At 64.3% G+C, this 12,028-nt stretch carries 12 protein-coding genes; 6 read left to right on the forward strand and 6 right to left on the reverse strand.

The annotated features are described in order from the left end of the window. Positions 1–208 precede the first annotated feature (208 nt). The 6 genes from ACSQ2D_RS01075 (at position 209) to ACSQ2D_RS01100 (ending at position 6,529) form a co-directional block, all read left to right on the forward strand. Positions 209–1,504, forward strand: coding sequence for an ABC transporter substrate-binding protein (locus tag ACSQ2D_RS01075; RefSeq protein WP_435984172.1), 1,296 nt, complete (start codon positions 209–211; stop codon positions 1,502–1,504). Between the two features lie 9 nt (positions 1,505–1,513). Continuing rightward, complete coding sequence (locus ACSQ2D_RS01080; protein ID WP_028785260.1) at positions 1,514–2,452, forward strand: carbohydrate ABC transporter permease; 939 nt, start codon at positions 1,514–1,516, stop codon at positions 2,450–2,452. Next, positions 2,449–3,393 (forward strand): carbohydrate ABC transporter permease, encoded by a 945-nt coding sequence (locus ACSQ2D_RS01085; protein ID WP_435984173.1) that lies wholly within the window; start codon positions 2,449–2,451, stop codon positions 3,391–3,393. The genes ACSQ2D_RS01080 and ACSQ2D_RS01085 overlap by 4 nt, the downstream gene beginning before the upstream one ends. A gap of 27 nt (positions 3,394–3,420) precedes the next feature. Continuing rightward, positions 3,421–4,398, forward strand: a complete 978-nt coding sequence (locus tag ACSQ2D_RS01090) for a glycosyl hydrolase family 32 (protein ID WP_435984174.1) — start codon at positions 3,421–3,423, stop codon at positions 4,396–4,398. A gap of 155 nt (positions 4,399–4,553) precedes the next feature. Then, positions 4,554–4,856, forward strand: a complete 303-nt coding sequence (locus ACSQ2D_RS01095; protein WP_435984175.1) for a nucleotide pyrophosphohydrolase — start codon at positions 4,554–4,556, stop codon at positions 4,854–4,856. Positions 4,857–5,119: 263 nt separating this feature from the next. Further along, entirely contained in the window at positions 5,120–6,529 is a 1,410-nt protein-coding gene (locus ACSQ2D_RS01100) for a DNA cytosine methyltransferase (protein WP_435984176.1), read from the forward strand. Here the strand turns inward: ACSQ2D_RS01100 and ACSQ2D_RS01105 are convergent. The 6 genes from ACSQ2D_RS01105 to ACSQ2D_RS01130 all read right to left on the reverse strand — a co-directional run bounded on the left by ACSQ2D_RS01105 (position 6,516) and on the right by ACSQ2D_RS01130 (position 11,966). Continuing rightward, positions 6,516–7,139: a protein NO VEIN domain-containing protein gene (locus ACSQ2D_RS01105; RefSeq protein ID WP_435984177.1), complete on the reverse strand. Its 624-nt coding sequence runs from the start codon at positions 7,137–7,139 to the stop codon at positions 6,516–6,518. The two genes, ACSQ2D_RS01100 and ACSQ2D_RS01105, sit on opposite strands and share 14 nt — an antisense overlap. 159 nt (positions 7,140–7,298) lie before the next feature. Further along, positions 7,299–8,054, reverse strand: a complete 756-nt coding sequence (locus ACSQ2D_RS01110) for a hypothetical protein (RefSeq protein WP_435984178.1) — start codon at positions 8,052–8,054, stop codon at positions 7,299–7,301. A 60-nt stretch (positions 8,055–8,114) separates the two neighbouring features. Then, complete coding sequence (locus tag ACSQ2D_RS01115) at positions 8,115–8,552, reverse strand: very short patch repair endonuclease (RefSeq protein ID WP_435984179.1); 438 nt, start codon at positions 8,550–8,552, stop codon at positions 8,115–8,117. A gap of 467 nt (positions 8,553–9,019) precedes the next feature. Next, entirely contained in the window at positions 9,020–9,496 is a 477-nt protein-coding gene (locus ACSQ2D_RS01120; protein ID WP_435984180.1) for a HEPN domain-containing protein, read from the reverse strand. Then, positions 9,496–10,626, reverse strand: a complete 1,131-nt coding sequence (locus tag ACSQ2D_RS01125) for a DUF262 domain-containing protein (RefSeq protein ID WP_435984181.1) — start codon at positions 10,624–10,626, stop codon at positions 9,496–9,498. The genes ACSQ2D_RS01120 and ACSQ2D_RS01125 overlap by 1 nt, the downstream gene beginning before the upstream one ends. A gap of 776 nt (positions 10,627–11,402) precedes the next feature. Next, on the reverse strand, positions 11,403–11,966 hold the full coding sequence (locus ACSQ2D_RS01130; protein WP_435984182.1) for a hypothetical protein: 564 nt from the start codon (positions 11,964–11,966) through the stop codon (positions 11,403–11,405). Positions 11,967–12,028 lie beyond the last annotated feature (62 nt).

Genomic DNA, 12,028 nt, shown 5'->3' on the forward strand with positions numbered 1-12,028 from the left:
ATGGTCACATCGTCCGCCGGATCGCGTATGCCGGGTGCTCCCTCCCAGGGCACCCGCGGACAGCGTACCCCACGGTAGGGGCGCCGAGACGGCATACCTGCTGGTGAAAAGGTTTTAGCAACCTCTTGTGGAAGGTTGGACACAGCCGCTACCTTCGGGGCTGAAAGGTTTTAGCACTGACGCTGACCTTCCCACCACGGAGGAACCGATGAAGCTCACCCCCACCACCAAGCGCGTCGCCGTCGGCCTGCTCGCCGCGGCGCTGCCCCTCTCCATGGCCGCCTGCACCAAGGGCGGCAGCTCCAGCACCGGCGGCGCCGGGGGCGAGCTGACGATGTGGACGCACAACGCCGGCAACAAGGCCGAGCTCGCGGCCATCACGGCGATCGTCAACGACTACAACGCGAGCCAGAGCAAGTACAAGGTCAAGATCCAGGCCTTCCCGCAGGACAGCTACAACCAGTCCGTCGTCGCGGCAGCCGCCTCCAAGAAGCTCCCGTGCATCCTCGACATCGACGGCCCCAACGTGCCGAACTGGGCGTGGGCCGGCTACCTCGCCCCGCTCGAGGGCCTCGACGACACGCTCTCGAAGTACCTGCCGACCGTGCTCGGGAAGTACGACAACAAGACGTACTCCTACGGCTACTACGACGTCGCGCTCGTCATGGTCACGCGCAAGACGATCCTCGACAAGTACGGCATCCGCGTCCCGACCACCGACTCCCCGTGGACGAAGGACGAGTTCAGCGCGGCGCTCAAGAAGATCAAGGCGTCCGGCGACTTCCAGAGCCCGCTCGACATCGCGACGAGCTTCACCGGCGAGTGGTGGCCCTACGCGTACTCCCCGATGCTCCAGAGCTTCGGCGGGGACCTCATCAACCGCGACGGCTACAAGACCGCCGAGGGAGCGCTCAACGGCCCCAAGGCCGTCGAGTGGGCGACGTGGTTCCGCAGCCTCGTCACCGAGGGGCTCGTGCCGCTCAAGTCCGGCGCCGACCCGGCCAAGGACTTCATCAACGGCAAGTCCGCGCTCCTCTACAACGGCACGTGGACGGCCGTCGACACCCGCAAGGCCTTCGGCAAGGACACCCTCTTCCTCCCGCCGCCGGACCTCGGCACCGGCCCGAAGATCGGTGGCGGCTCGTGGCAGTGGGGCGTCTCGACGAACTGCTCCGACCAGGCCGGCGCGCTCGACTACATGAAGTTCGCGGCGCAGGACAAGTACGTGGCTTCGGTGGCTCGGGACACGAACAACATCCCGGCGACGGACGCCGCGGCGGCCCAGGTCAAGGGCTACGAGAAGGGCGGGGAGAACGAGATCTTCCTCGACTACGCGAAGAAGTTCGCCGTGCTGCGTCCCGTGACCCCGGGCTACCCCTTCATCGCGACGGAGTTCACGAAGACCGCGCAGGACATCCTCAACGGCGCCGACCCCAAGCAGGCGCTCGACCAGGCCGTCAAGAACATCGACGCCAACCAGAAGTCCAACGGCTACTTCCAGTGAGTGACTGACATGTCCACCATCACCGCTGCCGAGAACGCGTCGGCGACCACGCTTCGGGAGCGCAAGCCGGCCAAGGGCTCTCGCTCATCGACCACGACGGCACTGCTCATGCTGCTGCCGGCGGCGGTCCTGCTCATCACCTTCCTGCTCATCCCGATCGGGCTGACGTTCGGGCTGGCGTTCACCAACGCCCGGCTCATCTCGCCCCGGCCGGCCGAGTTCATCGGCACCGACAACTTCGTCCGCCTCTTCCAGGACGAGACGTTCTGGAAGTCGCTGCGCAACACGATCGTCTTCGCCGTGGTCATCGTGCCGCTGCAGTCGGCGTGCGCGCTCGGGCTGGCGCTGCTCGTCAACGTCAAGATGCGCGGGGTCAACTTCTTCCGGACCGTCTACTTCCTGCCGGTCGTCACCTCGATGGTCGTCGTGTCGATGCTGTGGCTGTTCATGTACCAGAAGAACGGGCTCATCAACGAGGTGCTGCTCAAGTTCGGGATCGTCGGGCCGGACTGGCTCGGCGACCCGAAGACGGCGCTGCTCGCGATCATCCTCATGTCGGCGTGGCAGGCGATGGGCTTCCACATGGTCATCTGGCTCTCCGGGCTGCAGACCATACCCGCCGACCTCTACGAGGCGGCCGACCTCGACGGGGCCGACACGTGGCAGAAGTTCCGCTACGTCACGTGGCCGGGGCTGCGCGCGACCCGCACGTTCATCCTCATCACGATCACGATCTCGGCGTTCGCGCTCTTCACCCAGGTCAACATCATGACCCAGGGCGGACCGCTCGACTCGACGTCGACGCTCGTGCTCATGGCGGTGCGCACCGGCTTCCAGCAGCAGCAGACCGGCTACGCGTCGGCCATCTCGCTCGCCTTCTTCGTGCTCGTGCTCGCCGTCACGCTGCTCAACCGCTACGTCACCCGAGACAAGGACGTCGTCCGATGAGCGCCACCGTCACCACCGGCAGCGAGGGCCTGGCCCACGTCGCCGAGACCGCCGTCCCCGAGCATCACCGCGGTGGCGACCGGCCGCACCCGGCCCGGCACGCCCTCGGCCTCCTGCTGCGGATCGTGCTGTGCCTCGTCTTCGGTCTGCCGCTGGTCTTCATGGTCGTGTCGAGCTTCAAGCCCGACCTGCAGATCTTCGACGACCTCGGCAGCTTCAAGGCCTTCCTGCCGACCGGGGACATCTCGACGGAGAACTACACCGGCGTCTTCGGGCGAGTGCCCTTCGCGCAGTTCATGATGAACTCGGTCGTCATCACGGTCGTCACCGTGGTGCTCGGGATCGTCGTCAACTCGATGGCGGCCTTCGCCCTCTCGCGCATCGGCTTCCGTGGAGCGGGAGCGGTGCTCGGGATCATCCTCGCGACACTCATCGTGCCCTTCGAGACGCTCGCGCTGCCGCTGCTGTGGTGGTCGAACCAGCTGCCCTTCCTCGGGCCCGACGGCATCTCGCAGGGTTGGCTCGACACCTACCAGGTGCAGATCATCCCGTTCATCGCGAACGCCTTCTCGATCTTCCTCTTCTACCAGTACTTCGACAGCATCCCGAAGGAGCTGGACGAGGCGGCGAAGGTCGACGGCGCCGGGTGGTTCCGCATCTACCGGAGCATCGTCATGCCGCTGTCGGGGCCGGCGATCGCGACGGTCGCGATCCTCACCTTCCTGCCGATGTGGAACCAGTACCTCTGGCCGCTCATGGCGGTGCAGACCGAGGAGCTGCGGCCGGTCATGGTCGGCATCGACTACTTCAAGCAGCTCAACACCTCGTGGGGTCAGATCATGGCGTACGCCACGATGATCACCGCGCCGGTGCTCGTCCTGTTCGTGGCTTTCCAGCGCTCGTTCATCAACTCCATCGCCTCATCCGGCGTGAAAGGCTGAATCGTGTTTCGTCTCCCCGAGGCGTGGGTGTGGGACTTCTGGCTCGTCGACGACGGCTCGGACTATCACCTGTTCTTCCTCTACGCGTCGCGTGCGCTGCGCGACCCGCACGCCCGCCACTACCGGGCATCGATCGGGCACGCGGTGTCGTCTGATCTCGTGCACTGGGAGCGCGTGGTCGATGCGCTCGTGCGGTCGGACGCGCCTGCCTTCGACGAGCTCGCGACGTGGACCGGGTCGGTCGTGCGGCACCCGGACGGGCGGTGGTTCATGTTCTACACCGGGGCTCGGCTCAACGAGCACGGCGCGAACGTGCAGTCGATCGGGTATGCCGTGTCGTCCGACCTCTACACCTGGGACAAGGCGCCGGGGCCGGTGCTCGAGGCGGACGGTCGCTGGTACGAGAAGTACGCGCCCCCGCCCGAGGGGAACTGGCACGACGAGGCGTTCCGCGACCCGTGGGTGGTGGCTGACCCGGACGGTGATGGCTGGCACATGCTGATCACGGCTCGCTCGGCGGTCGGGCCTGCTCACGATCCCTCGGACCGAGTGGACCGCGGGGTCGTGGGGCACGCGTGGTCGGCGGATCTGGAGAGCTGGGAGCTGCGGGAGCCGCTGTCTTCGCCGGGGGCCGGGTTCGGGCAGCTCGAGGTCTTTCAGACGCACGTCGTGGATGGTCGACAGGTGCTGCTGTTCAACTGCGCGGTCGGAGACATGCCCGAGGCGGCGCGCGCGGCCGGCATCACGGGTGGAGTCTGGATCGCGTCGGCCGAGTCGGTGCTGGGGCCGTATGACCTGGCCGGCGCTCAGGAGATCGACGACCCGACCCTCTACGTCGGCAAGTTCATCGACGACCGCGAGACGGGCGAGACCAAGTTCCTGGCTTTCCGTAATGAGACCGGAGGCCAGTTCATCGGCGAGATCACGGACCCGCATGTCGTCACGTGGGACGGCGACCGACTGTGCCTGAACCCCTCTGCAGAGGCGTCAATGGTGCACGCCTGATCGCTTCTCGGCTCGGGACCTCGTGATCCTCGGGTCCCGGCATCGACTGGCTAGGCTGCCCGTGTCTTCCAACTGAAGCACCAGGCTCGCGAAGGCTTGGTTGAGAGCGGATCGGGGCCTCAGGTCCCCCTCCATTGGCGCTAGAGGGGTTGTCCATGCCTGGAAACGAAGTGCTAGCGGAACTCCGTGAGTTCGTGGCCGACCGCGACTGGGGACAGTTCCACACCCCAGACAACCTCGCGAAGAGCATCTCGATCGAGGCCGGCGAGCTTCTGGAGTGTTTCCAGTGGGAGAGCGTTGCTGACACGAGTCGAGTGGTCGAGGAACTCGCGGACGTTCTGACCTACTGCTACCTGCTGGCAGACGTTTTAGGGGTCGACCCCGACGACATCGTAGGCAGAAGCTCAAGATCAGCCGGGCCAAGTACCCCATTGATAGCTCCCGTGGCACGTCAGTGAACCGGAGAGCCCGGCCCACTAGCCAGTAGCGCTGTCCCTAAGCTGTAGATCGCCCAATGGGGAATGCATCTTTAGTACCGATCTCTGCTTGATCAGGTGCGCCTGATTGGTTTGTGCCGTCTTGGAATCCACGTAGACGCAAGACCCGCCACCCATGCTGACCTACGCAGACACCGTCTCGACCGCCCGACTGCCTATGAGACCGGCGCGGCGCAAAGGTGTCGCCGTCGTCTGCTGTCCCCAGCGTGGTCTAAGCTTTCCGCATGAGTTCCCACGCGTTTCGGTTCGTCGACCTCTTCGCCGGTGTGGGCGGCTTCCATGCCGCCCTTTCCGCCTACGGTGGCGAGTGCGTCTACGCCGTCGAGATCGACAAGGCTGCCGCCGCGGTCTACAAGCGCAACTGGGGCCTCGATCCCTACGGCGACATCACGGAAGACGCGAACGACGATGTGATGAACGTTCCGCCTCACGACGTACTGGTCGCCGGCTTCCCGTGCCAGCCCTTCTCCAAGTCTGGCGCTCAGAAGGGGATGGACGAGGCGCGCGGCACGCTCTACTGGCACATCTTGAAGATCATTGAGGAGCGCAAGCCGAAGATCGTCCTGCTGGAGAACGTCCGCAATCTCGCCGGCCCTCGGCACATGCACGAGTGGCAGGTCATCATCGAGACACTGCGCGAGCAGGGTTACCGCGTGTCCGAGACTCCCGCCATCTTCTCGCCTCACCTCCTGTCCCCTAAGCGCGGAGGTCGTCCTCAGGTCCGAGAGCGCGTGTTCATCACGGCGACCCACAATCCGTCAGGGCTGGGCGACGGACTGCCCGTGCCCCCTGTTGCGCTGCCGAGCGACCGCATCGACGGCTGGGAGCCCAAGGAGGAGTGGCACCTAGAGGATCTGCTGGACGACTCGCACAACATCCCCGGCTGCGAACTAAGCGCCAGTGAGCGGCTCTGGATCACGGCATGGAATGAGTGGGTCGAGACGTGGTACGAGCAGACCGACAGGAGGCGACCGCCGGGCGTCCCGATCTGGGCGGACTCCTGGACCGACTTTGACCACGTCGTTTCCCACTTCGGCCTCGTCCCGGACTATAAGGATCTACTTGAGTGGGACCCTTCTCTTCCCCAGTGGAAGGCCGGTCACCTCGCCAAGAACTATGCCCTCTATGCAGTTAACCGGGACTGGATCGACGACTGGACGGCGAAGTACGGGGTGTACACCGACGCCTTCCCAGCTTCGCGGCGAAAGTTGGAGTGGCAGGCCCAGGACACGCCCCGGCTGTGGGACACCGTGATGCACTTCCGGCCATCGGGGATTCGGGCGAAGGCGCCAACGTACCTGCCCGCGCTTGTGGCGATTACGCAAACCAGCATCGTTGGGCCGCGTGAGCGGAGGCTGTCGCCGAGGGAGACGGCACGCCTGCAGGGACTTCCCGACTGGTACGACTTCGGCGATCAGCGCCCGGCTGCGACCTACAAGCAGATGGGCAACGGCGTGAACGTCGCTGCCGTGTGGCACATCCTGCGCGAGCACGTCAAGCGCGACGAAGACGTCCTGAAGCGGACGGCTGCTGGTCGGCGCATTGCTGAGGCGGTGCTGGCTGCTCCCCTGTCGCCAGACGAGACTCTGGCGAACATGAAGCCGCGAGAGGACCGTCCGGCTAGTCGTAGTTGAGGTGCGGCCACATCTCTTTCGACTCCGGCACATGCCACTCGTAGTCAATAGGCACGAGCTCGGTATCTTCGGGGTCCCAGTAGTAGACCTCTTTGTTGCCGCTGACCGGGTCTATGTCGCCATTTGAGTCAAAGACCATTCCGGACCAGATTCCGATGTAGCAAAGGCCTAGGTGCGTCCTGGCCCAAGCGACTTCGTTTCTCGTGACGAGGACTGTCGCGCCCTGCCCGGTCGTGCCCTTAGCTTCGAGGTAGAGCACAGCTCCGTGCTTCTCTGCAACGGCATCGAACGGGTTGCCAATGCGCGTGTCGGTCACATGGAAGCCTTGGTCGCGATAGTGGTCCATAAGCCAGTCCTGGGCAGCGTCCTCGATCTTCTTGCGTCGCTCCGGATCGATCACACGACCCTGGCCCGTCTCTTTCGGTTCTCCTTTCCTCGGAGTCGCGGCCGAGTCCTCGGAGGCAGCAGACGGCAACAGGATGCGCAGCGCCTCGACCAGCGCGGCCATTCCGGCGCGAGCAACTGTGGAGCCGCCCCCTGACGCCGAGGCCCGCGAGTCGTAGGAGGTGTACCAGGGCAGGCCAGCCTTCCTGATGACCTTTTCGGTCATGACAGGCATGGGGTCGTGCGCTGAAGGCGTGTGTGCGACGCGGCTTGACCGAAGACCTCGACGGGCAGACTCGACCCCACGTATATGCGCTTGCGTGGGAGGCCAAGCAGGTCAGTGATTTCGTTGAGGTAATCCTGCTTCTTCTTGGCGGCCACCCCGTCACCACGGGTGACGGGGGTCGTAGTCGACTTCAAGTTCCGGCCGACGAATCTCCCAGCCAAAGACAATGCCGTTTCCGCCGGTTGGACTACGGAAAGCCTCAAAGCGAGCCTCCGCCCTGGGGCCGCGGGTGTAGCCGCGCAGCCCGAGGATTGCGTCGGTGAACTCAACCAGCGGGCGAGCGTGCTGGGATCCGCCGTTTTGGCGGATCGCCGACTCGGTCTCAGCAATCACGCCGAGATGCTCGGGATGCAGCGCCTTTAACCGAGCGATGGAGTCCTTATCGTAGTTGAAGGCGTAGCCGATCGCGGCCACGCGGCGGGTGAATCCGTAGGCGCGGAGTCGCGCGGCGTCATGCAGCAGACCCCTATCCTTCAGGTACGGAGAGAGCATCTTTCCCGCGCCGAAGTCGTTCCTCTTGCCGTTGTTGCCGAAGAACTCGATCTTCTTGACCTCGATGCCCCACTCCTCCTGGGGGTCAATCAAGGTGTCAGTTGAGAAGACGTGATCGCACTTTGCAAACTTCACCTTGGGATACTTCACGCCGATCCTTGAGGTAGGCGGTGTGAGCAGTTCGTCCGGGTGCAGTTGTGACCACATCGCGTCTATCGCATCCACCGCTTTCGTCTCGGGGAGCGTCTTGAAGGACGTGTGGTAGACCTCCCCGGTCCTTGGATTGGCGCGGACGACATCGGTTTCGAGGTCGATGTACTCCATCGCCTCGGCGTACCGCTCGACAATCTGCTGCAACTCCACGGCAGGACCCTAGTGGCGCGAGTGCCCATGCGGGTGGATAGGCGACTGCCACCCGCGTGGCTAGCCCTGTGCCTTGGGCGCGTTAGCCCCTCCGAGCACCCGCATCGCAGCCCCGTGGGGATGCTCCCGAATCTCACACTCCCACAGGCGCACCACCAGCCACCCAGCCTCCTCTGCCAGAGCAGTGGATTTAGCGTCGCGCTCCCTCACCGCCTCGAACTTAGTTAGCCACAGCGCCGCGTTAGGGCCAGATGGGGAGCGGTTGGGAAAGTGGACAGGGCAGCCGTGCCAGTAGTCACCATCGACGAACACCGCGACCTGTCGGCTCGGAAGTACCAGGTCGGGCGTGCACCCCTTCGCTATGCGCCGGTGCAGGCGGAAGCGTGCACCCGCAGCGTGAAGGGCGCGACGCAGGATGAGCTCCGGCTCGGTGTCCTTCGACTTGCGCCCGCGCAGGTGGCTCCCCGTGGGGGTGGAAACCCAGCCGGCGCTGCTCACGCGTCAAGTCTGCACGCAGATCGCAATCGGGGCACGTGAAGGACGTGCTCAATCTGCCGCTGCGCCCACGAATCGCGGACTAGCCAGACTCGCTCCGGTCGGCGCTCCCGCCCCGGCTAGCGGCCTAGATGGGCCGGAGTCCATCGAGCCGTTGGACGCTCCGTGAACCACTCCGGCTGACCTTGCGAACAGGAGCGCCACAACCAGACCGCCCGTCAGGTGGCCTCACGAACTGTGCGGCGCCTGAGTGGCCCGCAAAGCCTCTGTGGCGGGCGCCTTCCCGACGCGTCAGTCTGCGAAGCCTCCACGCCCGTCAAGGGTCCGCTACACCGTTCCGCGCCCCATGACTGCCTCCCTCCGGCACGTGACGGCCGCCTCTATGGGACGACGCCCACCGCTGCACGACACCGATCGAGTTGTGTTGCTACCCCAAGTCGAGCTTTCTGGTGTGACGACCAGTGGGCGTTTCAAGCGGGATCTAGAACATCCGATAGCGCATCCAGAACCACCGACACCTGGTCAAAGTACTGTCTGACCGTCGCCATCGTGATGCCCACGTCAGTGCCGTGCGAGACGCCGTTACGCACGGTCGCTACGCTGTCAAAAGCTGCCAACTCATCGGCGTAATCTCTCAGCAGATCATCCCACCACTTGGGGTCGAACGACTGAAGTAGTTGGCGAAGCTTCTCCTGATCGATGTTGCGAACGCGCTTAAGTTGCGCCCCCACATATCTTTGGATGCGCGCCTGAGATTTGGTTCGAGAGTAGTGCGCAATCAGTTCCTTGACTGACTGCTCAGCGTAACCGCTCACAAGAACGCAAAGATATCTCGCGAAATGAGAAGTTAACTCCGGGCCGATGGCGGCACCATTCAGAGAATCGAAAACCGCTCGCAGCCGCTGCCTGCGCCTTGCGACCTCATTTCGGCCTGAATGATTGGCCATCAAGTCACATCGGCAAATGCCTCGGTCGCCAACCGCAGCCGGACAGCAACTGCGTCCTCGGCCGCCGTCGAACTTGTCGTTGCGGCCTGAAAGTCCTTGTTCCCGATCAATTCTTCATATGCTCCCCGCATTTCGTCATCATCATCAACGCTGCCATGCTCATCCAACCTGCGCATGGTGCCCACCATCACAGCGTCTAGCACAGCGGCATTCAAAGACCGAACCGGACGGAAGGCCCGTTCACCTATAGAGTCGTTGATGACTGCAGTCGTGTCCGTAAAGAGGTCGCTCAATGCCTCGACATCAGTTCGGTCTTGGTTGGCTTGCAGGTAGTGATTTAGATAGGACTTCACGGGCCGGCCGTAGTCCTCAGGCTTCTCGAAGAGGGCCAAGACTCGCAAGATGAGTTCGTGGTCCTTGAAGCGCGAAGACGGCGGTCCATACAATGCGCGCCAGTCGACGTCGTCGTTCAGTTCGGCGATCGTCCTCAGGAATGGCCCATTGAAAAGTGCAACCCGGATTTCTTGCGGTTGAAGAGGGCTCCCCCCAGTGTTTAGTCGCTCGAAAATGGAGTAAACGGCATCCTGCGAGCCGGCAGGGTGATCCTGCCGCAGCACCGTTGCGTGAATGATGCTGTCGTCCAGGCGTCGCCGATCCTCGTCGTCGAGTTCAGCATAGGTCTTATCGTAAAACTGCTCTTGAACTTGCTTCAGCCTATACTCGCGTCCGGCATGAACCCCTCTATAGAAGGACTGAAGCGTCCTCAGTCGCTGCTGCCCGTCCAAAACGAGTAGCCTATTCGTCTTTTCTCGAACCAAGAAGACGCCGGGAACTGGCAGACCAAGGAGAAGCGACTCCACAAACTTGTCCATCTGCGGCCGGGTCCAGACAAAGCGCCGCTGAAATCCCTGGACTTCCTCACTGTCATCAAAGACGGGGTCGAACGATGGAATGACAACATCCTTTTGGTCGAGACGCTTAACCAGTCCGTCAACTGGATAGTCGGCCCCGTACGAGGTTATGTCATAGGTCGCGCTGATCACTTCTTTATCTGGGTCCACGTCGAACACGTCCTCGTCGGTCGTGATCTCTTGCGCAGGCTCATCTAGCCACGAGGCGTCTGCTTCCATGTTCGCTCCCTCTCTGGGTCGGCAAGGGCATCTTGCCACCAAGGCCGCCCCGCGGGCGGCTACCATCCCAGGTCGGCGTCCGGGACCGCACGGGAGCGGTTGACGATTAGCGGTTGCGTGCCTCGGTGCTGCCGCTTGCGACGAAAAAACGTTGAGCAGCCGGCCCCCCGCGATCTCGGGGAAGGTCGCCGCCTGAGGTGTCATCGTCCCGAGCCGGACCAGGTCGTCGAGATGGTTCGGCTTGACGACGAACGGCGGATCTCGACCTGCCTGTGGGCTCGGCTGTGTCCGGGATGACGCCGTGGAGGCGAGATCGGTCTGCCAGAGTCGCGTACAGGTAGAGACGGCTAAGGTCGACGCGCCGGCCGCTGCTCTGCAGCGTAGTCTCGACATGGTCGCGCGAGTCCGCGGCCGTGCGTACTGCGGGGCGTAGTTCGGCGATGCCGCTGCGAGCCATGACGACCCGAGAGGGGACGGTACGAGAGGGGAGGGCCCGAGAGCGGAAGCCCCGGAGGGCCCGGGGATCCAGATCTCCCCGGTCCAAAGGTCGCGCACCCGGGATGGAGCACCACCACAGCCAACGTCATAGCGGGCGGGACGGGCGCTCGCACGTCCTCACGTGTACGGTTGCCAGTCTTCGGCTGGTTGTCGCCAGCCTAGGCCAGTCGACTCGGCCCACCGTCCTCTTCCGACATGGCTGAAGGGTCGGCGCTAAGCACCCTGAGCTCGCTCACGTGCGGCCGCTCGACCTGCAAGTTCCAGAGCAGAATGGCTTGTCAGTCGCAGTTGGGGCAGGGGCCGGAGACGGGCATCTCCATGAAGCAGGTCGGGCAGACCGCGCCGCGTCGGGCCTCCGTCGCCGCCGTCGCGCGCGGCGTGCTGGCGCGGACGACCCGGGCCTTGGCGGTCAGCGTGGGCACCGCGTCGGCGGGCACGTCGGCTCCCCAGTGTCGGTAGCACTCGAGCCGTGCGGCGGCCGCGCTGTTCTCGCGCTCGAGCGGGTCCGTGATCGGAGCCTCGCCAGCAACCCGCAGCGCCTCGTCGTAGCCGGCGCCGACCTGACCGTCGTCCTTGCGGACGACCAGTGACGCGAGCGGAGGCTCGTTGCGCACGTGGTTGACCTTCACCAGGTCGGCGAGCAGGGCGCCGATCCAGTTGCGCATCTGCGACTTGGTCCGCAGCGACGAGCGGCGCTGGACCTCCTCGGCGAGCTCGGAGTAGGTGATGACGGCGTTGTAGCGACCCGCCGTCTCCACGAGCACCTCGTAGGCGTGCTTGGCCCAGTACTGCTGGGCGAACTTGGGAGTCACGAACGTCTCGTGGTCGGTCATGTCAGCCATTCGGTGAGCCCTCGTGTTTCGTCGTCGAGACTCCAGTCTCCACCCTTCGCGACCCCGACCCC

This window comes from Terrabacter sp. LjRoot27, from assembly GCF_964254175.1.
Taxonomy (GTDB): Bacteria; Actinomycetota; Actinomycetes; order Actinomycetales; family Dermatophilaceae; genus Terrabacter.

Excerpts from the sequence above, each read along its gene's own strand:
- ACSQ2D_RS01095 (WP_435984175.1), top strand. The coding sequence starts at position 4,554 with ATGCCTGGAAACGAAGTGCTAGCGGAACTCCGTGAGTTCGTGGCCGAC.
- ACSQ2D_RS01075 (WP_435984172.1), top strand. The coding sequence starts at position 209 with ATGAAGCTCACCCCCACCACCAAGCGCGTCGCCGTCGGCCTGCTCGCC.
- ACSQ2D_RS01080 (WP_028785260.1), top strand. The coding sequence starts at position 1,514 with ATGTCCACCATCACCGCTGCCGAGAACGCGTCGGCGACCACGCTTCGG.
- ACSQ2D_RS01085 (WP_435984173.1), top strand. The coding sequence starts at position 2,449 with ATGAGCGCCACCGTCACCACCGGCAGCGAGGGCCTGGCCCACGTCGCC.
- ACSQ2D_RS01120 (WP_435984180.1), bottom strand. The coding sequence starts at position 9,496 with ATGGCCAATCATTCAGGCCGAAATGAGGTCGCAAGGCGCAGGCAGCGG.
- ACSQ2D_RS01105 (WP_435984177.1), bottom strand. The coding sequence starts at position 7,139 with ATGACCGAAAAGGTCATCAGGAAGGCTGGCCTGCCCTGGTACACCTCC.
- ACSQ2D_RS01100 (WP_435984176.1), top strand. The coding sequence starts at position 5,120 with ATGAGTTCCCACGCGTTTCGGTTCGTCGACCTCTTCGCCGGTGTGGGC.
- ACSQ2D_RS01125 (WP_435984181.1), bottom strand. The coding sequence starts at position 10,626 with ATGGAAGCAGACGCCTCGTGGCTAGATGAGCCTGCGCAAGAGATCACG.
- ACSQ2D_RS01130 (WP_435984182.1), bottom strand. The coding sequence starts at position 11,966 with ATGGCTGACATGACCGACCACGAGACGTTCGTGACTCCCAAGTTCGCC.